The organism is Bradyrhizobium sp. 132, assembly GCF_023074185.1.
In the GTDB taxonomy this organism is placed as follows: domain Bacteria; phylum Pseudomonadota; class Alphaproteobacteria; order Rhizobiales; family Xanthobacteraceae; genus Bradyrhizobium.
The window spans coordinates 18,333-38,176 of sequence record NZ_JADPKY010000143.1 but is presented as its reverse complement, the minus strand read 5'-3'; the positions used below and the strand labels follow the sequence as shown (position 1 = coordinate 38,176).

Below are 19,844 nucleotides of genomic sequence, written 5' to 3'. Positions count from 1 at the left end.
GGAGGCTCGTTAGTTCTAGCGCCCCATCTGCGAGGGCAGCCAGAGGATGATAGACGGAAACGCCACCAGGATCGCAATGACAATCAGGTGCGCAATGAAATGCGGGAAGGTACCGTGGAACACCTCCGCGACCGGCCGCTTGGCATAGCGGGCGACGATGAAACAGTTGAGCCCGACCGGGGGCGTGATCATGCCGACCTCGGCGGTGACGATCTTGATGACGCCGAACCAGATCGGATCGAAGCCGAGCGTCTTGATCAGCGGCAGCACGATCGGCACGGTCAGCACCAGGATCGCGATCTGGTCCATGAAGGATCCGAGCACGATGTAGCCGCACAGGATCAGCGTGATGATGACCCAGCGCGAGGCCGGCAGCGAGCCGACCCAGGCGACGAGGTCCTGGGTCACGTGGGTGAGCGTGAAGAAGTAGCCAAAGATCGACGCACCGACCAGGATCATGATGATCATGCAGGTGCCATGGCAGGCACGCAGCAGCGTCGCGTAAAGCGACGACGGCGTGATCTTGCCCTTGACGATCGCGAGCAGGAAGGCGCCGAACGCACCGAACGCGGAGGCCTCCGTCGGCGTGGCGACGCCGAGATAGATCGTGCCTGTGACAATAGAGAACAGCACCACCATTGGCGAGACCTGCCACAGCAGCGCGAATTTTTCGCGCCACGGCACCGACTTGGCGGGCGGCGCGCGCGATGGATCCTGCCAGACCAGGAAGTAGATCGTGGCCATGATGGTGATGGTGACGAGGATCGCGGGGATGATGCCGCTGACGAGCAGCTTGCCGATATTTACCTCGGCAAGGAGACCGAAGATGACGAGTGCGACGCTGGTCGGCAGCAGCATCGACAGCGTGCCTGATATCGCGACCACGCCTGCGGCCATCTTCGGCTCATAGCCCTGGCGGATCATCGCCGGCAGGCTGGTCGAGGACAGGGTTGCGGCCGAGGCCGTCGATGTGCCGCAGATCGCGCCAAAACCGGCGCCGGCCAGCGCGGTGGCCATGCCGAGCCCGCCGGGGATGCGGCCGACCCAGGCCGAGGCCGTTTTGAATAGATCGTCCGCGACACCCGACAGCAGCACGAGGTCCGCCATCAGCAGGAACATCGGGATGGTGATCAGCTCGTAGGAGGAGACGGTCGAGAGCGGCGCGGTTTGCAAAATGCCGAACAGTGTGCTCCAGCCGCCGACCATCACGAGGCCGACCGAACCGGAAAAGGCCATCGCGAAGCCGACGGGCGTGCCGAGTGCGAGCAGGCCGAACAGCAGGGCGAGAACGATGAAGGGTGTCATGAATGCCTGCCGTTACTCAAAGGATCGTGCTTCGCCAACGCCGGTCACCGGCGGCAGCGGATAGAGGTCACGGCCGCTGACGAGGCTCAGCAGATTGCCGACGAGCTGGAGCAGCAATCGCAGCACCAGCACGCCGCAGCCGAGCGGCACCAGCGCCGCCGATATCCAGGTCGGCCAGGCAATCGCGCCAGCCAGCACGTCATGCTGCTCGTAATTTTCCACCGCACGCTCGAGGCCGACCTTGCAGATCAGGACGAAGACGAACAGGCCCACAAGCGCGGTGATGATCTCCGAGAGCCGCCGTCCCGCCGGCGAGAAGCGCGACAGCAGGATATCGACGCCGACATGGGCGTGCTCGCGCAGAGCGTCCGAGACCGTGAAGAAGAACACGCCGGCGAGCAGATAAAGCCCGATCAGATCGTAGGTGAAGGAGAACGGACGGTTCAGCGCGTAGCGCATGAACACGTCGGTTACGACAAGCAGCATGATCACGAACAGGAACACCACCGCGATCACCGTCAGCGCGCGTTCCAGCACGCCGAGCACATATCCCGCCCGCTTGATCACCTCTCGCGTCTCCTTCTTCCCTGTCGGATGACTTCGCGCCTTACTTCGCGCCTTATTTGGCGCCGCCAGCTGCGAGCAGGCCTTCAAACTCCTTCAGCGCGGCGGACGCCTGCTTGCCACGGCTGTCGAGCCCAGCCGCCCATTCCTGGCCGACGCCCTTCAGCTTGTCCTTCATCTCGGTGCGCGTCGCCTCCGGCAGCGGCTCGAAGCTGACGCCCTGGTCCTGAAGGTGCTTCTTGGTCGCCTCCGTTTCCTTGTCGACCTGGGCGCAGGCCAGAGGCTCGATCGCCTCCGACGCGTCGTTCATCGCCTTCTTCACGTCGTCCGGAAGCTTGTCCCAAACCGACTGATTGATCGAATAGGCGACGATGAAGCTGCCGAAGCTGACGCCTTCCGTTGCGTGCTTGACCAGCTTGTCGAGCCCATAGGCAACGACGCTCTCCATCGGGAACAGCAGGCCGTCCATTGTGCCGCGCGACAGCGATTCATAGGCATCGGGTGCAGCCATGCGCACCGGCACCGCGCCGAGCGCGCGCAAGGTCAGGTCTTGCGCGCCGCCGGTGGTACGCAGCTTCAGGCCACTCATGTCCTTGGTCGTGTCGACCTTTTGCTTGGCGGTCCACACCTGGTAGGGCGGCAGCACCACCTCGAACAGCAGCTTGATCTTGTTGGGCGCGTATTCCTGCTTGGCCAAAACGCCTTCGCGCGCGGTCTTCCAGTAGGCGAGCGTACCCTGGCAGGCGGTTTCGAACGCGCCTGGCAATTGTGCAACTTCCGATAGCGGCATCTTGTCGGAGACATAAGACGGCCCGATGTAGCCGATGTCGACCACGCCCGACTGGGTGAGCCGCAGCATGTCCGCGGCCTTGCCGATCTGCTGGTTCGGATAATAGGTGAAGGTCACCGCGCCATTGGTGCGCTTGGTGACGTCGTCCATCCACGGCTTGAGCATCAGGCGGACGAGATAGTGCCCCGCGGGGAAGGAGTCGGCGACCTTCAGCTCCAGCGCCTGCGCCTGCGCCTGTCGCGTCGAGACCGGCAGCGAGAGCGCGAGCGCTGCGGCAGCCCAGGGCAAAACCTTCTTCATCTCGTTCTCCTTGACGCGTCCCCATGCCGGCGGCGGCAGCATCTCGCTGCCGACCACTTGGCCCCGCTCCAGTTCTTGCTTGAGATAAAAATACATATAGGTGAATTTATATGTCAAGCGTATGAATAGTGCATGGGTCTATGCGCCTAGCTCAGAGTTCTCCGGATTGACACCGGAGATTTATGAATTCTAACTCCACGTATATGAATGTAATGAACGAGGCCCTATGGGACCGCTCGCCGGCTTCACTATTCTCGACCTGACTTCCGTGCTGATGGGCCCCTATGGCACCCAAGTGCTGGCGGACATGGGCGCTGAAATCATCAAGGTCGAGAGCCCCGAGGGCGACATCGTTCGCCAGATCGGTCCCGGCCGCACACCCGGCATGGGCGGGATGTTTCTCAACGCCAACCGCGGCAAGCGCAGCATCGTCCTCGACCTCAAGAAGAAGGAAGGGCGCGCCACACTGCTGCGACTGGCGAAGCGTGCCAACGCGCTGGTCTATAATGTGCGCCCGCAGGCGATGACGCGGCTCGGCCTCGACTACGAGACGCTTCGCGAGATCAACCCTTCCCTCGTCTATGTCGGCGCGTTCGGCTACGGCCAGTCCGGCCCCTATGCCGCCAAGCCCGCCTATGACGATCTCATTCAGGGCGCGGCCACCATTCCGACACTTCTCGCGGCCGCCGGCGACGGCACGCCGCGTTACGTTCCCGTCACCATCGCCGACCGCATCGTCGGACTGATGATGGTCAATGCCATCATGGGCGGACTGATGCACCAGCAGCGCACCGGCATCGGCCAACGCATCGACGTGCCGATGTTCGAGTCCATGACGGAGTTCGTGCTGGTCGATCATCTGGGCGGACTGACCTACGATCCGCCGCTCGACCACGGCGGCTACGCCCGCCTGCTCTCGCGCTATCGAAAACCCTACAAGACCAGCGACGGCTATCTCTGCGTCCTCATCTACAACGACAAGCACTGGCGCAGCTTCTTCGAGGCGATCGGGCAACCGCATTTCCTCGATCAGCCGCGTTTTGCCAACCACGCTGCGCGCACGAATCATATTGACGATATCTACGAGGAGATCGGCCACATCTTCGTCACGCGCACCACCGCGGAATGGCGCGAGCTGCTGGAGCGCGCCGACATTCCGGTGATGCCGATGCACACGCTGGAGACGATTTTGGACGATCCGCATCTCAATGCGATCGACTTCTTCCAGACTGTAGATCACCCCGTGGAAGGCCGCATCCGCCAGATGCGCGTGCCCTCGACCTGGAGCGTGACCCAGCCCGAGCCCGCCGGCCCCGCGCCGACACTCGGCCAGCACGGCCGCGACATCCTGGCCGAGGCCGGCTTCTCGGTGGACGAAATCGAGCAGCTTGCAGAGCAAGAAGCAGTTCACCTGGCGGCGCCGCCGTAAGCAGCGGGCGCCGGCAAAAATCGAGACACAGGGAGGAAACCACGATGGCCGGACTCTATTTCGAGGATTTTTCCGTGGGCCAGGAGTTCAGGCATCCCCTGAGCCGGACCGTCACGGAGATGGACAACACCATGTTCAGCCTGCTGACGCTCAACCCGCAGCCGCTGCACATCGACGCGCATTTTTCGGCCCAGACCGAGTTCGGCCAGCGCATTTTCAACAGCCTTTACACCCTCGGCATCATGATCGGCATGACGGTCTATGATACGACCATGGGCACCACCGTCGCCAATCTCGGCATGACCGACGTCACTTTTCCAAAGCCGGTCTTCCATGGCGACACTTTGCGGGCGACGACAAAGGTGCTTTCGTTGCGGGAATCCAAATCGCGCCCCAAGGCGGGCATCGTCGAGTTCGAGCACCACGCCTTGAACCAGAACGACGAGATCGTCGGTAAATGCCGCCGCATGGCGATGATGCACAAGAGGCCGGCCTGATGCGTTCGATGCTGTTCGTGCCGGGCGACTCCCCGCGAAAATTCGAGAAGGCCAGCGAAGGCAACGCCGACGCGTTGATCATCGATCTCGAGGACTCTGTCGTCACCGACAAGAAGCCGGAAGCGCGCGGGTTGACGCTGGCGATGCTGAAGGGCTCTCGCGGCCCCCATCAGCTCTATGTCCGCGTCAACGCGCTCGACACCGGCATGACGCTCGCCGACCTCGCCGCGGTGATGCCAGGCAAACCCGACGGCATCGTGCTGCCGAAATCGCAAGGCGGCGACGACGTGCGCCAGGTCGCAACCTGGCTCGAAGCCTTGGAGGCTGCGGCCGGAATCGCGGTCGGCACGACGCGCATCGTCTGCGTCGCGACCGAAACCGCCGGCTCGATCTTCGGGCTGGGCAGCTACAAGGGCTGCTCCGCGCGCCTTGCCGGCTTGATGTGGGGCGCGGAAGATCTCTCCGCTTCGCTCGGCGCTACTGAAAAGGCGTCAGGTGGCGTGTTCCACAGCCCTTATCGTCTGGCACGCGATCTCTGTCTGATGGCGGCGGCGGCGGCCGAAGTCGCGCCGATCGACACCGTCTATACCGACATCGACAATCTGGCAGGACTCGAGCAGGAAACGCGCGCCGCGCGGCGCGACGGTTTTTCGGCGAAGGCGCTGATCCATCCAAAGCATGTCGACGTCGTCAACGCGGCGTTCGAGCCGACCGAGGCCGAGCGTAATTGGGCAGAGAAGGTGATCGCGGCATTCGCGAACAATCCGAACTCCGGTACTCTGCGTCTCGACGGCCAGATGATCGACAAGCCGCATCTTCGCGCCGCGAAGAAAATCCTCGGCCAGCCCTAGATCAGGATGCAAGTCTCACCATGATCGTTCGCCAAGCCGCAAACGTCCTGGAGATCATGGAGTTCTTCGCGCAAACGAGGAAACCGGCGACGCTTGCCGAGATCGCCGATCATTTCGGCTGGCCGCGCTCGTCGACCTTCAACCTGCTCGCGACGCTGTCGGAGAAAGGCTATCTCTACGAACCGCGGCCGCGGGCCGGCTTCTACCCGACGCCGCGCTGGCTGGCGATGGCGCGGATGATCTCCGAGGTCGAGCCGCTGCCGCCGTGGACACACACGCTGATCGCCGACCTCTCGGCCGAGACCGGCGAGACCGCCTCCATCGTGGCGCCGGCCGGCGTGATGGCCGTGTTCATTGACGTCGTCGAGTCCCAGGCCGCGATCCGCTATTTCGCGACCATCGGCCACCGCGTGCCGATTCACGCCACCGCCAGCGGCCGCGCCCTGCTTCTGCAATATTCGCCGGAGGAGCGCGACTCCGTCTATCGCAAGATCGAATTCAAGCAGTACGGTCCGTCAACGCCGATCAGCATAGACGCGGTCGAGACCGAGCTGCGCAATTCGATCGCGCGCGGTTACTGCCAGAGCTTCGCCGACTATAGCCGCGACCTCGCGGGCGCCGCGATCCCGCTGCCGATCAGCGATCGCAGACTCTCGGTTGTCGTCGCCGGCCCTGAGTTCCGGATCGGGCCGAAGGTCGGGGAAGTCGCGGCGCTGATCGCGCGGACCGTCGATCGGCTGCGGCCGAAGGCGGCGGCGTAAGCTGACCTCAGTCGAATCCTTGAACCGGCGGCGTCGTGGTCTGCGCGGGCACCACAGGAGCAGCTTGAACAGGCTGCACCGCAGGCGCGGCTTGAACCGGCGGATTGCTGGCAGCTCTCATCTGGCCATTGGCATCCATCGACTCGCGTGTGCGCGGCGGACCCCCGGTCGCCGCCGCGCGGTACGCCTCGCGACGCGGCGGTTGCCGATGTCTCGCCGAGCGTGAACCTCTCACGCCCCAGGACCGGGCGATTGCAGGTCCGGCGGTATAACCGACCACCGCGCCCGCGACGGCACCGATCGGACCCAGCACGACGGCGCCTGACACGGCTCCCAACGCCGCAGCACCAGCGCGCTCCTGCGCGGCGGCGCTTGCAGGCACGCTAGCCAGCATCACGACGGCAGTGATCAGAGCTTTGTTCATCGGAGCGTCTCCCTCGCGGGAGTGACTCATACTTAAATATGGCTGCACGAGGTTTGTTCGTTGCCCAACACAGGGCAATCGCCGATGGAACTCCGGCAATTCAAAGGCCTCTGCCTTCAGATTGTGGTCGCAGCGGAGGGCAGATCGGCAACTACGGCGCGACCTTGTCGCTGGTAAATCCGTTGCCGTCGAGCGCGCGGCGCACCGTGCCATCCGACTTGGCCTCATCCAGGAAATGCGCGGCCCAGGCCTTCGCCACCGCCTTGCCCTTGGGCACGACCACGACCACGCCGGTCGACTGGATCACCTCGTCCAGCACCTTCGTTCCCGGCAGCTTACGCGAGAGGTCTTCCAACGCCCCCATACCCATCGCGAGGGCATCCAGCTCCCCCTTGCCGATTAATTCGGCCGCCTGTTCCGGCTTCACGAACTTCGTCAGCTTCGCCTGCTTCAGCGACTTCTCGACCGTCCGCGACGTCGAGGTCCCCTCGATGCAACCGACCCGCATTCCCGCACGATCAACATCCGCGACGGCGCGGATGTCCGAACCGGCGCGAATGAGATAGCCGCTCATATAGGCGACGTAAGCTGGGCCCTGATCCACGAACTGCTCGCGCTTGACGTCGGCCGGCATGAAGGAGAGATCCCAGACGTCCTTGCTGCTGGCGGCGGCGATCTCGTCGGAGCTCTGGTATTCGACCAGATGCAGAGGAACGTGCAACTTGTCGGCGGCAGCCTTGGCGAGTTCTACGGTGACGCCGCGCGGCTTTCCGCCTGCGGGATCACGCGTCGTCCAGAACGCCGACGCGGCGGGGCCGACGGCCACCGCCACGCGCAACGCTCCCGTCGGCGCGATGTCGCTCGCGCCTTCAGCATTCCCCGTTACAGCGCCGGTGACAGCGAAGGCCAACCCCAACATGACGACTACGGCATAACGCAACATATTGCACTCCCGACCCGGGCTGGATCAGTCAGGCGATCTTGATCGACATGTCCGGCAAGCCATCGAGCTTGCACAGCAGCACGTCGCCCTTCACCACGGGGCCGACATTCTCCGGCGTGCCGGAATAGATGATGTCGCCGGCCTTGAGCTCGAACGCTTCCGAGAGCTTTGCGATCTGCTCGGCGACACTCCAGATCATCTTGCTGAGATCCGAGCTCTGCTTCACCGTCCCGTTGATCGCCAGTGAAATGGCGCCCTTCTCGAAATGCCCGGTCTTGCTGGCCGGATGGATCGGGCCGATCACCGCAGCGTGGTCAAAGCTCTTGCCGATCTCCCAGGGCTTCTTCTCCGCGGCCATGCCGTTCTGGAGATCGCGCCGGGTCATGTCGAGGCCGAGCGCGTAGCCATAGACATGATCGAGCGCCTTCTCGGCCGGAATGTTGCTGCCGCCGGATTTCAGCGCAGCGACCAGCTCGACCTCGTGATGATAGTTCTTGGTCAGCGACGGATAGGGATGATCCGCGACCTCGCCGATCGCGACGTTCTGGATCGCGTCGGTCGGTTTCTGGAAGAAGAACGGCGGCTCGCGGCTCGGATCCGAACCCCGCTCGATCGCGTGCGCCGCATAGTTACGCCCGATGCAGTAGATGCGGCGGACCTGGAACACGCTGGTCTCGCCGACGATCGGGATGGTGACCATCGGCACCGGAAAGATCGGCCTTTGCCCGGCCTGCGCCGCAGCCGGCGCAACTTCCGCGATTGAAGCAGCACTTGCCACCGCGGCAACTGCGAGCAGCTCTCGTCGCGTTGCTGAGATCTCTTTCATGTTTTGTGCTCCCTTTTTATGTTCGTTGGGCGCATCATGCGCGCCGGCCCACCTGATAATCAATATTCAGTATGCCAGCAACACTGGACTGGCACGTCCTCTAATTGATGAGAACAGGTCGCGTGCGGCGGCGGGGCCTCACCCAGCCGTCCACACCGGCGGCCAGGTGGTGCGGCGCGAGCAGTTGGTCTGGATGACCGGCGAGCAATCCGCCGCCCACCAGGAGCGCCTCTATCGCGATTACGCCATTGATACGCTGGAGCGTGCAAACCTGCGCTGGCGCATCGGTCGGGAAGCCGCGGATCGCGTCCACTCCTGCGGCTGCGCCCGCAACTGCGGCCGCCCCCCAGCGTGCGCCGGCTCAGCTTTTTTGTCGATTTGTCGTTCGCCCCCGCCGGATTGGCAGCGGATGTCACTTCGTCCCCGTCAAGCATGGCAACCCTCGTTGGCTACAATGACTGCTGCGCACCGATCGCCATTGACCGGCTGCGGATCTGATCAATTGCGGGCGAGGCTATGGGCGGGATGTTGCGAAGTAAAATTGGAAGTAAAAATTCGCCGCATAAAAGCGGTTAATGGCTCGCCCAGCATAAGAAGGCGTCAGGACGTGTATACAAGGCCGGCAATGGAGCGACACAGCCGCCTGCGCATCGCGCGCGTGATCGGCGCCGCATTGCTCGTCGCTGCGATAAGTCGCGCGGCAAGTGCAAGCGAGCCTGCGATCGCACCGTCGCGCATGAAGGTGATCGACATCATCGACGCGCGCTTTCAATCCTACAATGTCGAGATGGTCGAGGTGACCGGCGGTCGCTTTTGGAGACCTTATGCGCAACATCAGATGCAGCGTGATGGCTACAGCGACAGGCCGCCAATCGATCTTGCCAACCGGCGTCTCCGCAAGCTCGCCGCCGCCTTGGCGCCGGCCTATCTGCGCGTGAGCGGCACCTGGGCGAATGCAACCTATTTCGCGGACGGCGACGACGCGCCGGCGGCACCGCCTGCCGGCTTCAACACCGTGCTCAGCCGCGCGCCATGGCGTGGCGTTATCGACTTCGCCCGCGCGGTTGATGCGCAGATTGTCACCTCCTTTGCGATCAGTCCGGGCAGCCGCGATGCGGATGGCGCGTGGAAGACCGATCAGGCGGAGCACCTGATCGACACGACGCGTTCGCTGGGCGGCCACATCGCGGCGGTGGAATTCATGAACGAACCAAACCTCGCCGCGACGAACGGCGCGCCGCCTCGATATGATGCGAAGGCTTATGGCCGCGACTTCAGGATTTTTCGCGAATGGATGCAACGGGCGGCGCCTGAGACGCTGATCGTCGGTCCGGGTTCAATCGGCGATGCGCCGTCGCCATCCGGGTCCGGCATCGCCACGCGCGACCTGCTCGCCGCATCCGGCCCCGGTCTCGATCGCTTCTCCTATCATCACTACAACACGCTCTCGCCGCGCTGCGGCGGCAGCGACGATCCGGCGCAGGCGCTTTCGGAGCAATGGCTGGCGCGCACCGACGCGAGTCTCGCGATCTACAGCGCGCTGCGCGACATGTTCGAGCCGGGCAAACCGATCTGGCTGACGGAGACCGCGGATGCCGCCTGCGGAGGCAATCGCTGGGACAAGACTTTTCTCGACGCGTTCCGCTATCTCGACCAGCTCGGACGGCTGGCAAGAGCTGGCGTCCAGGTCGTGATGCACAACACGCTGGCCGCCAGCGACTACGGCCTGCTCGACGAAGGGACGTTCCGTCCGCGGCCGAACTACTGGGCTGCGCTGCTCTGGCACCGGCTGATGGGAACGGTCGTGCTCGACACGAGCTCGGTCGCCGCGCCAGATCTCCATCTCCATGCGCATTGCCATCCGGCCATGCGGGGCGCGGTGTCCGTGCTCGCGATCAACGCGTCGCGGTATGCATCATCCACCCTGACGCTGTCACATCCCGCCGAGCGTTACACGTTGCATGCGAAGCGGCTGCAAGACGCGACCGTGCAGCTGAACGGCAAGTCGCTCGCGCTGAATGCCGATGACGAGCTACCCCGGCTTGAGCCGCGCGCAGCATCGGCGGGCACGATCCGGCTTGCGCCAGCGACCATCACCTTCCTGGTATTTCCAGCAGTCGCGAATCCTGCCTGCCGTTAGCCGCCCTCAGGATCTCAGCGAGCTCCGCGCGGTCTCCGGCGCCATCAGCGTTGCGATGATCGTGATGATCGAGAGCCCGATGATGTAGACTGACACCGCCCAGTACGAGCCGGCCCATGCAAGCAGTGCCGTCGCAATCAGCGGCGAGAAGCCGCCACTGAGCGCGGCCGCGACGTTGGCGCCCAGCGACGCACCGCTGTAGCGCACCTGGGTGCGGAACAGCTCCGGCATGAAGGCGGCCTTCGGCCCGAACAGCAGCGCATGCGTCAGGGTCATCGTGACGACGAGCGCGAGCGTGATCAGCGCCGGCTCCCTGGTGTCGAGGAACCAGAACAACGGAAACGCCAGCGCCACCGTGAACACGCCGCCGGCGAGATACAGTGCCTTGCGGCCGAAGATGTCGGACAGCCAGCCGGCGAGCGGCAGCGTCGCGAGCTCGACCAGCGCGGCATAGACCACCGCATCCAGGATCACCTGCCGCGGCAGGCCGAGCTGCGTCGTGGCATAGACCACGGTGAAGACGGTGAGGAGATAAGCGAGCCCGACTTCAGAGACGGTGATGCCGATCGCGAGCAGGAAACTGCGCCAGTCGCGGCGCAGGACTTCCATCACCGGCTGTGCCAGCACCTCGTTGCGCTCGACCACCTCCTTGAAGTGCGGCGTCTCCGCGAGTTTCAGCCGCACGATGAAGCCGACCCCGACGAGCAGGATGCTGATCAGGAACGGCACGCGCCAGCCCCAACTGAGGAAATCGGCTTCGGGCAGTTTCGTCATCAGACCAAAAATGCCGGTGGAGGCGGCGACGCCGACGGGAAAACCGATCTGCACCAGACTGCCATAGAAACCGCGGCGATTGCCGGCGTGCTCGGCCACCATGACCACCGCGCCGCTCCACTCGCCACCGAGCCCGATGCCCTGGATGAAGCGCAAGATGACAAGGAAGATCGGCGCCCAGACGCCGATCTGGCTGTAGGTCGGCAGGCAGCCGATCAGGAACGTGCCGAGCCCCATCGCGATCATGGTCGCGACCAGCATCTTCTTGCGGCCGAGCCGGTCGCCATAATGCCCGATGATCGCGCCGCCGATCGGCCGCGCCACAAAGCCGACCGCATAGGTCGAGAACGCCGCCAGCGTGCCGACGAAGGGATCGAAGCTCGGGAAGAACAACTTGTTGAACACGAGGGCGGCGGCCGTGCCGTAGATCAGGAAGTCGTACCACTCGATCGCGGTGCCGAGCGCGCTCGCCCACACCACATGTGCCGTCGTCGATTTCTCCGCCGCCGCGGAGACCCCCGATGCTGCCGTCATGCCATGCGCCCCAAAATTCCTGGGCGGCATCATGGCCAATCATAATGGCGGTTGCAACCTGCGGGCGTGTTGGCTTGCCCGGGATTACGGTGCGAAATTTTGCGCGTCGCTGCTTCAACACCCGTCATTGCGAGGAGCCCTTGCGACGAAGCAATGCAGAGTGCCCCGCGGAAGGATTCTGGATTGCTTCGCTCCGCGTAACAGCCCAGGTGGCCGTTTGTATTCTCTTGACTGACCACATGTGTTTGTGAGTCAAGGTATGGGTGACGCCGCCAAATTCCTCATTGTCTGTGGATGCCCTGCTGGCCCTGATTGGGGAGTTGCAGGAGCGCAACCTGATGTTGGAGCAGCAGAACGCATTGCTGACGGTGCGTGTGGCCGATCTGGAGCGTCGGCTTGGTCTGGATAGCTCCAATAGCAGCAAGCCGCCTTCGAGCGATGGACCGGGCCAGGCTTCTCGCCGGACACAGAGCCTGCGTGAGCGAGGGTTGAAGAAGCCCGGCGGCCAGCCCGGCCATGCAGGCAAACACTTGAAGCGGTCCGAACGGGTCGATCATACGATCATGCATTGCCCTGTTAGATGCGGGCGCTGCCGAATGGCGCTGGAGGGTGAACTGCTGGAACTTGTCGGCAGCCGTCAGGTGTTCGATCTGCCGGCGCCGGCGCCGCTGCTCGTCACGGAGCATCAGCTTTATCGTTGCAAATGCAGCGGCTGTGGCGCGGTCACGACAGGATCGTTTCCACCCGAGGTAAGGGCGCCGGCGCAATATGGCGTCCGGTTGGCCGCTGTGGTGACCTATCTGTCGGCGGGACAGTTTCTGCCTGAAGATCGGCTCGGGCAAATCCTCTCCGATCTGTTTGGCGTGACCATCTCGGCCGGCACGATCGGACAAATGATCGCCCGGGCTGCCAGCCGGACGCAGGATTTCGCTGCGGCAGTCTGCGAGCAAATCCGCCGGGCACCGGTCAAGCATTTGGATGAGACCGGGTTTTGGGTGGGCGCCACGCCGCAATGGCTGCATGTCGCGGGCACCGCCGGGATCAATGGGCTGGTGCATTATCGCGTCTCACCCAGGCGCGGCGAGGTGCTGACGCAAGCGGCGCATATCGTTGTGCACGACCATTGGACATCCTATTTTCAGATGTCCGGTGTCACGCATGCGCTGTGCAATGCGCATCACCTGCGCGAGTTGACGGCGCTGGTGGACATCGATGGCGAGGCCTGGGCCCGGCGCATGCGCGGGTTGCTCCGCTGCCTGTGCCACGAGGTCAATCTGGCGTCAGAGCATCCAACCGACCAGACAGGCGCGCTGCGTCCCAACAGAATCCGCGCCGCCGAGCGACTTTATGACCGCATTATCCGCGCCGGTATCGCCTGGCACGAGGCGCTACCCGCGCTGCCTCGCGACATCAAGCGCGGGCGGATCAGACGGCGCACGGGCCATAATCTCCTGTTGCGCCTCAAGTTACATAAAGCGGCGGTGCTGCTGTTCCTGCACAACTCGGCGGTGCCGTTTACCAACAACGAGGCCGAGCGCGATGCTCGGATGATGAAATTGCGGCAGAAGATCTCTGCCGGCTTCCGCACCTCACAAGGCGCAGACAATTTCGCCACGCTTCGCACCCTGATCGGTACCGCTCGAAAGCGCGGATGGAACATGCTCGTTGTCCCGATGCCCCACACAACTCATCCACAAACTCAGCGTCGCCTAACCGAGCAAACGGACCTGGGCAGTTACCGCTCCGCTCGCAATGACGGTCGTGGGAGCAGTTGCGCGCTCACTTTGGCGGCGCCGTCCGCGGGATAGCGGAATCCACCCAAGACCGCTATTCGTCATTGACAAATTCGTTCGTCATTATCTAATTAGCTCCCAGAACAACCAGCCGCGCCAAGCGGCCCATAAAAGAGAGGGAATGACGATGAGAGGGTTTTTGGCCTGCGCCATGCTCGCGGCCATGTCTTCGGCTGCCATGACCACCGTCGCGACCGCGCAAGTCTCCGACGACGCGGTGCGGATCGGCGTGCTCACGGATCTATCGAGCTGGGGCCGCGACAACAGCGGGCCTGGCTCGGTCGAAGCCGCGAAGATGGCGGTGGAGGAATTCGGGCCCACCGTGCTCGGCAAGCCGATCGAGATCATCAGCGCCGACCATCAGATGAAGACCGACGTCGGCGTGCAGATCGTGCGCGGTTGGTTCGACAACGGCAAGGTCGATGCCGTCGTCGACATCCCCAATTCCGGCATCGCGATCGCCGTGCACAACATGGTGCGCGAGCGCAACAAGATCGCGCTGCTCTCCGGCCCCGGCGCGAGCTCGCTGACCGACGAGCTGTGCAGCCCGAACACCGTGCACTTCACCTATGACACCTATGCGCTGTCCAAGGTGACGGCCTCTGCGGTGATCAAGGAAGGCGGAAAATCCTGGTACTTCATCACCGCGGACTACGCCTTTGGCCAACAGCTCGAGAAGGACGCCACGCGCTTCATCAACGAGATGGGCGGCAAGGTTTTGGGCGGCGTGAAGCACCCGACCAACACGGCGGACTTCTCCTCCTTCGCGCTGCAGGCGCAAAGCTCGAAGGCCGATGTGGTGGCCTTCGCCAATGCCGGCCAGGACACCGACAACGCCATCAAGCAGTCCGGCGAGTTCGGCCTGGTCCAGGGCGGCCAGAAGCTGGTCGGCCTCTTGATGTTCGACACCGACGTGCATGCGATCGGCCTCAAATCCGCGCAGGGCACCTACATGACCACGGCGTCGTATTGGAACATGGACGAGGCGACCCGCGCATGGTCGCGGAAATTCTACGAGCGCACCAAGGTGATGCCGACCATGATCCAGACCGGCGTCTATGGCTCGGTGTTGCATTATCTCAAGGCCATCAAGGCTGCCGGCACCGATGACCCCGCAAAGGCGATGGCCAAGATGCGCGAACTGCCAATCGAGGATACATTCGTTCATGGCGGACGCTTGCGCGAGGACGGCCGCGTCATTCGCGACATGTATCTTGCCAAGGTAAAATCGCCCGAGCAGTCCAAGGAACCGTGGGATTACCTGGAGATCATCAAGACGGTAAAGGGCGAGGACGCCTTCCGCCCGGTCTCCGAGTCCAAATGTCCGCTGCTCAAGAAGTGAGGCCCGCATGACCGGCAACGAGCGCAACGCAATTGAGACTTACGAGTGCGATGTGCTCGTGGCCGGATCTGGCGCCTCCGGGATGTCGGCCGCGATCACCGCGCGCTATCGCGGCCTCGACGTCCTGATCGTCGAGAAGGAGCCACGCTTCGGCGGCACTACCGCCCGCTCCGGCGGTTGGTTGTGGATTCCCGGCACGTCGCTGGCGAAGGCTTACGGCATCGAGGAGACGCCGGAGCAGGCCCGCACCTATCTGCGGCACGAAGCCGGCAACAATTATGACGCCGCGCGCGTCGATGCATTCCTGAGCGCCGGTCCCGAGGCGGTCGATTTCTTCACCAGCAAGACCGCGCTCCGTTTCGACATGCCGCTGGTGTTCCCGGACTACCACGCCGAGGCGCCCGGAGGCACCCAGGGTGGCCGTTCGATGGTGGCGCGCCCGTTCGACGGCCGCGAGCTCGGCGACCAGATCAAGACCCTCGGCATGCCCCTGCCGGAGCTGACCGTATTCGGCATGATGCTCGGATCCGGCAAGGACATCGTCCATTTCATGCGCGCGACGAAGTCGCTGACCTCGGCCGTCTATGTCGCAAAGCGCCTGTCGCGCCATTTGATGGACGTGCTGCGCTACGGCCGCGGCATGACCCTGACCAACGGCAATGCGCTCGCCGGGCGCCTGGCAAAATCCGCGCAAGACCTGAAGATTCCGATGTGGCTGTCCTCGCCGGTGCGTGAGCTGACGGTCGAGAACGGCACTGTCATCGGCGCCATTGTCACCCGCGAGGGACGCGATGTCCGCATTCGTGCCAGACAAGGCGTCGTACTCGCCTGCGGCGGTTTCCCGCACGATGTGGAACGGCGCAAGAAGATGTTCCCGCACGCGCCGACCGGCAACGAGCATTTTTCGCCGGGACCGACCGGCAACACCGGCGACGGCCTGCGCCTTGCGGAAAGCGCCGGCGGGCGTGTCGAGGACCGCCTGCCGAACGCGGCAGCCTGGGTCCCGGTCTCGGTCACCAAGCGCAAGGACGGTTCAAACGGCGTGATGCCGCATTTCATCGACCGCGCAAAACCCGGCGTGATCGCGGTGATGCGCGACGGCAAGCGCTTTGCCAACGAGGGCAATTCCTATCACGACTTCGTCCAGGCCATGGTCAAGGCGGCGAAGCCCGGCGAGGAGATCGCGGCGTACCTCGTCTGCGATCACCCGACCCTGCGCAAATACGGCCTCGGCTGCGTGCCGCCGTTCCCGATGCCAACAGGTCATCACCTCAACACGGGTTATCTCTTGCGCAGCGAGACGCTGGAGGCGCTTGCGGCAAAAGCGGGTATTGATGCCACCGCGTTCACCGAGACCGTCAAGCAGTTCAATGCGACCGCACCACTAGGTCATGACGCGGCCTTCGGCAAGGGATCAAAGGCCTATAACCGCTACCAGGGCGATGCGCTGCACGGCCCCAACCCCTGCGTCGCGCCGATCGAGAACGGCCCGTTCTACGCGATCAAGATGGTGGTCGGCGATCTCGGCACCTATGCCGGCATCGTCACTGACGAGAACGCGCGAGCGCTCGATGCGGAGGGACGGGTGATTCCCGGGCTCTATGCCGCCGGCAACGACATGGCGAGCATCATGGGCGGCAATTATCCCGGTGCCGGCATTACGCTTGGGCCGGCGCTGACCTTCGGCTACATTGCCGGCCGTCATCTCGCCGACCGCGCTACCAAGCGCGACGCGGCGTAAGCCACACGCCAGGAGGCGCATGAAGAGAGAAAGCCGCGGCATCCAGTCGATCGAGGTCGGCGGAGAATTGCTCCGCGCGCTGGCGAGATGCGGTGAGCCGATGATGCTGCGCGATCTCGCGCGCGAGGCCGGTATGACGCCGGCCAAGGCGCATCCTTATCTGGCCAGCTTCTCCCGCATCGGGCTGATCGAGCAGGACGAGACCACTGGCCGCTACGAGATCGGCGCACTGGCGCTGGAACTCGGCCTGATCAGCCTGCGCCGCCTGTCCGGCGTACGCATCGCGAGGCCGAAGATCGCGGCGCTCGCAAGTCACATTGGGCACGCGGTCTCGCTGGCGGTCTGGGGCACGCACGGCCCGACCGTGGTGCAGCTCGAAGAGCCTGGCCAGCCCGTGCACATCGTGATGCGGGCCGGCTCGGTCATGGCGCTGCTGGAGACCGCTACAGGGCGGGCCTTTGCGGCCTTCCTGCCGGAGAAGACAATCAACGCCGCACTCGAAAGCGGCCTCGATCGCCACGGCGTCGGATATAATCCGAAGCGCGCGGTAAAAGGCGCGAAGATCACCGAGATGCTCACAGAGGTCCGCAAGCACGGTCTCGCCCGCGCGCTCGGCGATCCCCTGCCCGGCGTCAACGCATTCTCGGCGCCGGTGTTCGACCATTCCGGCCATGTCGTCCTGGTCATCACTGCAATGGGACCGGAAGGCACTTTTGATGCGCGCTGGGACAGCCCGACCGCCCATGCCTTGCGCGACTGTGCCGGCAGCATTTCGAAACGGCTGGGCCACGGGATGACGGTTGCGGCGGAGTGATCTACTTCACCGGCACCGTATAGTTCAGGATCAGCCGGCCGCCGTCTGGGTAGATGGTCTGCCCAGTGATGTAGGACGCATCGTCGCTCGCCAGGAACGCCACGACGGAAGCCACCTCGCCCGGCTCGCCGCCGCGGCCCGCCGGCGTGCGCGACAGCACGGTCTTGCGGGCATCTTCGGATGTGTAGATGGCGGACGCCACCATGTCGGTCAGAATCGTACCCGGTCCGACCGCGACGACGCGGATGTTGTGCGGGGCAAGCGCGACGGCGGCGACACTCGTTAGCTGCTTCATGCCGCCCTTGGAGATGGCGTAGGTCGCGAGCGTCGGGATCGCCAGCAGCGCGTTGACCGAAGACATGTTGATGATCACCCCGCCGCCGCCTTGCGCGATCATCTGCTTGGCCGCCGCCTGCACCCCGAAGAACGCACCCTTCAAGTTGATGGCGATGACGTCATCGAAATCCTGTTCGGAGATCTCCAGAATGTCCTGGTTGCGGGCAACGCCGGCGTTGTTGACCATGATGTCGAGCCGGCCGAACTCCTCCACGGCGGTAGCCACGAGCTGGTCGACGTCAGCGCGCCTGGCAACATTGCCGACGATGGTGCGCAAGGCGTGGGGCCGCCCCAGTTCAGCAGCCGTCGCGGCAAGGCCGTCGGCATCGACATCCGAGATGACGACTTTGACGCCGTCGTCCAGGAATCGTTTCGCGCAAGCCTTGCCGATGCCGCGCGCCGCGCCGGTGATGGCGGCGACCTTGCCGGTTAGTTTCATGGTCCCACTCCAGAAGAGCTGCTTGAGGCAAGCTGTTGCCGGGTGAGACCCGGCTTACGCAGCCGCGAAACCCAGATGAGCACGGAACCGGTTCTTGATAAAGACGGCATCGCGCGAGGGCAGCGATCGTGGCGGATTTTCGGCCAGAACCTTGATGACAAAAAGCCGCGGGCCATCAGCCGGCTCGGCGATCTGCCGCGTGAGGCGCTCCACTTCCTCGAGCGTCCGCACCGTCCCGGTCGCAACAAAGCCGCAGGCCGTGGCGATGGCGGTGAGATCGACCCCGCGCCCGGTGTGGCTTGCCTGCATTCCGGTCTCGCCAAAATGCTGGTTGTCGATCACGGCGATGTCGAGATTGCGCGGGCGCGCAACGCCGATGGTGGCGAGACCGCCGAGGCCCATGAGCTGCTCGCCATCACCAGTGAGGGCCAGCACGCGCTTTTCCGGCTGGGCCTGAGCGAGGCCAAGCCCGATCAGCGCGGCGCCGCCCATGGCGCCCCAGAGATAAAAATTGCCGTTGTGGTCGCCGACCGAATGAAGGTCGTAGGTCGGCGAGCCCAGGCCGGAGACGACCAGCGTGTCTTTGCGATTCTTCAGGAGTGCGGCCACGGCGGCGCGGCGGTCGAGTTGAGCTTGCATTGGCATCACCACTTCTTCTTGCCGATCAGGCGCTGTCCGATCAGGACTGCGACCTGCTGATCGGATTGGTAGGCGAGCGCTGCGGCCGATTCGACCGTCTCGACCAGATCGTCCGGCGTCTCCGCGCGCATCACCTTCAGGCCGATTGCTTCCAACGAGGGCTGCGTCGCCCGGCTCATCGGCACCTGCCAGGGATTGAACTCGGCCCACTCGCCGCGCATCGTCACCAGCATCAGCAGTGGAAATCGTCCGATCGCCGACAGCGACAGCATGTTGATGCAGTTGCCGACCCCGCTCGACTGCATCAGCAGCACGCTGCGCTGCCCGCCGAGCCAGGCGCCCGCGGCAATGGCGATGCCCTCTTCCTCCGTCGTCAGCACGTTGGTGGTGACGTCGCGGTCGGCTGAGAACAGGCGGATGAGCTGGCTGTGGCCGGCATCGGGGACGTACGACATCTGCCGCACGTCGGCGGCTTTCAGGATGCGGTAGAGTTCGGATGGCCAGTCGCCACCGGCGTGCGCTTCGGAAGTGGGATGAGGATTATGCACCGTGTGTCTCCGTGAATGCGAGGCACACTAACGATGTTCCGACACGAAAGCGCT

Annotated in this window: 17 protein-coding genes and 2 pseudogenes; 9 read left to right on the top strand and 10 right to left on the bottom strand. The window is 64.0% G+C overall.

What is annotated here, in order from left to right:
• Window positions 1–15 precede the first annotated feature (15 nt).
• From IVA74_RS31625 to dctP, 3 genes are read right to left on the bottom strand one after another with little or no spacing between them, the layout of a single operon-like run.
• The gene (locus IVA74_RS31625; RefSeq protein ID WP_247350811.1) at window positions 16–1,305 is read right to left on the bottom strand and encodes a TRAP transporter large permease; all 1,290 of its coding nucleotides are present in this window, start codon (window positions 1,303–1,305) and stop codon (window positions 16–18) included.
• Between the two features lie 12 nt (window positions 1,306–1,317).
• Window positions 1,318–1,872, bottom strand: a complete 555-nt coding sequence (locus IVA74_RS31620; RefSeq protein WP_247350810.1) for a TRAP transporter small permease — start codon at window positions 1,870–1,872, stop codon at window positions 1,318–1,320.
• 52 nt (window positions 1,873–1,924) lie between these two features.
• The gene (gene dctP / locus IVA74_RS31615) at window positions 1,925–2,959 is read right to left on the bottom strand and encodes a TRAP transporter substrate-binding protein DctP (protein WP_247350886.1); all 1,035 of its coding nucleotides are present in this window, start codon (window positions 2,957–2,959) and stop codon (window positions 1,925–1,927) included.
• 226 nt (window positions 2,960–3,185) lie between these two features.
• On the opposite strand from dctP, the gene IVA74_RS31610 reads away from it, so the two are divergent.
• From IVA74_RS31610 to IVA74_RS31595, 4 genes and pseudogenes are all read left to right on the top strand, one after another.
• Window positions 3,186–4,388, top strand: coding sequence for a CoA transferase (locus IVA74_RS31610; RefSeq protein ID WP_247350808.1), 1,203 nt, complete (start codon window positions 3,186–3,188; stop codon window positions 4,386–4,388).
• A gap of 29 nt (window positions 4,389–4,417) precedes the next feature.
• Window positions 4,418–4,885, top strand: a pseudogene (locus IVA74_RS31605) (MaoC family dehydratase); the annotation flags it as partial.
• Window positions 4,885–5,736, top strand: coding sequence for a CoA ester lyase (locus IVA74_RS31600; protein ID WP_247350804.1), 852 nt, complete (start codon window positions 4,885–4,887; stop codon window positions 5,734–5,736). The pseudogene IVA74_RS31605 and the gene IVA74_RS31600, both read left to right, overlap by 1 nt.
• A 20-nt stretch (window positions 5,737–5,756) precedes the next feature.
• On the top strand, window positions 5,757–6,497 hold the full coding sequence (locus IVA74_RS31595) for an IclR family transcriptional regulator (RefSeq protein WP_247350802.1): 741 nt from the start codon (window positions 5,757–5,759) through the stop codon (window positions 6,495–6,497).
• A 7-nt stretch (window positions 6,498–6,504) separates the two neighbouring features.
• On the opposite strand, the gene IVA74_RS31590 is transcribed toward IVA74_RS31595, so the two are convergent.
• From IVA74_RS31590 to IVA74_RS31580, 3 genes are all read right to left on the bottom strand, one after another.
• A complete protein-coding gene (locus tag IVA74_RS31590) occupies window positions 6,505–6,921 on the bottom strand; it encodes a hypothetical protein (RefSeq protein ID WP_247350800.1) in 417 nt (138 codons plus the stop codon).
• A gap of 151 nt (window positions 6,922–7,072) precedes the next feature.
• A complete protein-coding gene (locus IVA74_RS31585; protein ID WP_247350798.1) occupies window positions 7,073–7,864 on the bottom strand; it encodes a transporter substrate-binding domain-containing protein in 792 nt (263 codons plus the stop codon).
• 28 nt (window positions 7,865–7,892) lie between these two features.
• Window positions 7,893–8,642: a fumarylacetoacetate hydrolase family protein gene (locus tag IVA74_RS31580; protein ID WP_346730990.1), complete on the bottom strand. Its 750-nt coding sequence runs from the start codon at window positions 8,640–8,642 to the stop codon at window positions 7,893–7,895.
• On the opposite strand from IVA74_RS31580, the gene IVA74_RS31575 reads away from it, so the two are divergent.
• The gene (locus tag IVA74_RS31575) at window positions 8,554–10,830 is read left to right on the top strand and encodes a hypothetical protein (protein WP_247350794.1); all 2,277 of its coding nucleotides are present in this window, start codon (window positions 8,554–8,556) and stop codon (window positions 10,828–10,830) included. The two genes, IVA74_RS31580 and IVA74_RS31575, sit on opposite strands and share 89 nt — an antisense overlap.
• Before the next feature lie 6 nt (window positions 10,831–10,836).
• On the opposite strand, the gene IVA74_RS31570 is transcribed toward IVA74_RS31575, so the two are convergent.
• Window positions 10,837–12,138, bottom strand: coding sequence for an MFS transporter (locus IVA74_RS31570; protein WP_247350793.1), 1,302 nt, complete (start codon window positions 12,136–12,138; stop codon window positions 10,837–10,839).
• 263 nt (window positions 12,139–12,401) lie between these two features.
• Between IVA74_RS31570 and IVA74_RS31565 the strand changes: the two are divergent.
• From IVA74_RS31565 to IVA74_RS31550, 4 genes and pseudogenes are all read left to right on the top strand, one after another.
• A pseudogene (locus tag IVA74_RS31565) lies at window positions 12,402–13,851 on the top strand (IS66 family transposase).
• 207 nt (window positions 13,852–14,058) lie between these two features.
• On the top strand, window positions 14,059–15,273 hold the full coding sequence (locus IVA74_RS31560) for an ABC transporter substrate-binding protein (protein ID WP_247350791.1): 1,215 nt from the start codon (window positions 14,059–14,061) through the stop codon (window positions 15,271–15,273).
• Window positions 15,274–15,280: 7 nt separating this feature from the next.
• Entirely contained in the window at window positions 15,281–17,014 is a 1,734-nt protein-coding gene (locus tag IVA74_RS31555; protein WP_247350789.1) for an FAD-dependent oxidoreductase, read from the top strand.
• A 19-nt stretch (window positions 17,015–17,033) separates the two neighbouring features.
• The gene (locus IVA74_RS31550) at window positions 17,034–17,828 is read left to right on the top strand and encodes an IclR family transcriptional regulator (RefSeq protein WP_247350787.1); all 795 of its coding nucleotides are present in this window, start codon (window positions 17,034–17,036) and stop codon (window positions 17,826–17,828) included.
• 1 nt (window position 17,829) lies between these two features.
• Here IVA74_RS31550 and IVA74_RS31545 read toward each other — a convergent pair whose 3' ends face one another.
• Genes IVA74_RS31545 through IVA74_RS31535 form a run of 3 tightly spaced genes read right to left on the bottom strand, consistent with a single transcriptional unit; the run spans window position 17,830 to window position 19,790 of the window.
• Window positions 17,830–18,603: an SDR family oxidoreductase gene (locus IVA74_RS31545; RefSeq protein ID WP_247350786.1), complete on the bottom strand. Its 774-nt coding sequence runs from the start codon at window positions 18,601–18,603 to the stop codon at window positions 17,830–17,832.
• A gap of 54 nt (window positions 18,604–18,657) precedes the next feature.
• Window positions 18,658–19,248 (bottom strand): thiamine pyrophosphate-dependent enzyme, encoded by a 591-nt coding sequence (locus IVA74_RS31540; protein ID WP_247350783.1) that lies wholly within the window; start codon window positions 19,246–19,248, stop codon window positions 18,658–18,660.
• Entirely contained in the window at window positions 19,248–19,790 is a 543-nt protein-coding gene (locus IVA74_RS31535; protein WP_247350781.1) for a thiamine pyrophosphate-binding protein, read from the bottom strand. Before IVA74_RS31535 ends, IVA74_RS31540 begins: the two co-directional genes overlap by 1 nt.
• Window positions 19,791–19,844: the final 54 nt, after the last annotated feature.

Excerpts from the sequence above, each read along its gene's own strand:
- IVA74_RS31600 (WP_247350804.1), top strand. The coding sequence starts at position 4,885 with ATGCGTTCGATGCTGTTCGTGCCGGGCGACTCCCCGCGAAAATTCGAG.
- IVA74_RS31540 (WP_247350783.1), bottom strand. The coding sequence starts at position 19,248 with ATGCCAATGCAAGCTCAACTCGACCGCCGCGCCGCCGTGGCCGCACTC.
- dctP (WP_247350886.1), bottom strand. The coding sequence starts at position 2,959 with ATGAAGAAGGTTTTGCCCTGGGCTGCCGCAGCGCTCGCGCTCTCGCTG.
- IVA74_RS31575 (WP_247350794.1), top strand. The coding sequence starts at position 8,554 with ATGGTGACCATCGGCACCGGAAAGATCGGCCTTTGCCCGGCCTGCGCC.
- IVA74_RS31610 (WP_247350808.1), top strand. The coding sequence starts at position 3,186 with ATGGGACCGCTCGCCGGCTTCACTATTCTCGACCTGACTTCCGTGCTG.
- IVA74_RS31550 (WP_247350787.1), top strand. The coding sequence starts at position 17,034 with ATGAAGAGAGAAAGCCGCGGCATCCAGTCGATCGAGGTCGGCGGAGAA.
- IVA74_RS31560 (WP_247350791.1), top strand. The coding sequence starts at position 14,059 with ATGAGAGGGTTTTTGGCCTGCGCCATGCTCGCGGCCATGTCTTCGGCT.
- IVA74_RS31570 (WP_247350793.1), bottom strand. The coding sequence starts at position 12,138 with ATGACGGCAGCATCGGGGGTCTCCGCGGCGGCGGAGAAATCGACGACG.
- IVA74_RS31585 (WP_247350798.1), bottom strand. The coding sequence starts at position 7,864 with ATGTTGCGTTATGCCGTAGTCGTCATGTTGGGGTTGGCCTTCGCTGTC.
- IVA74_RS31590 (WP_247350800.1), bottom strand. The coding sequence starts at position 6,921 with ATGAACAAAGCTCTGATCACTGCCGTCGTGATGCTGGCTAGCGTGCCT.
- IVA74_RS31595 (WP_247350802.1), top strand. The coding sequence starts at position 5,757 with ATGATCGTTCGCCAAGCCGCAAACGTCCTGGAGATCATGGAGTTCTTC.
- IVA74_RS31625 (WP_247350811.1), bottom strand. The coding sequence starts at position 1,305 with ATGACACCCTTCATCGTTCTCGCCCTGCTGTTCGGCCTGCTCGCACTC.
- IVA74_RS31555 (WP_247350789.1), top strand. The coding sequence starts at position 15,281 with ATGACCGGCAACGAGCGCAACGCAATTGAGACTTACGAGTGCGATGTG.
- IVA74_RS31545 (WP_247350786.1), bottom strand. The coding sequence starts at position 18,603 with ATGAAACTAACCGGCAAGGTCGCCGCCATCACCGGCGCGGCGCGCGGC.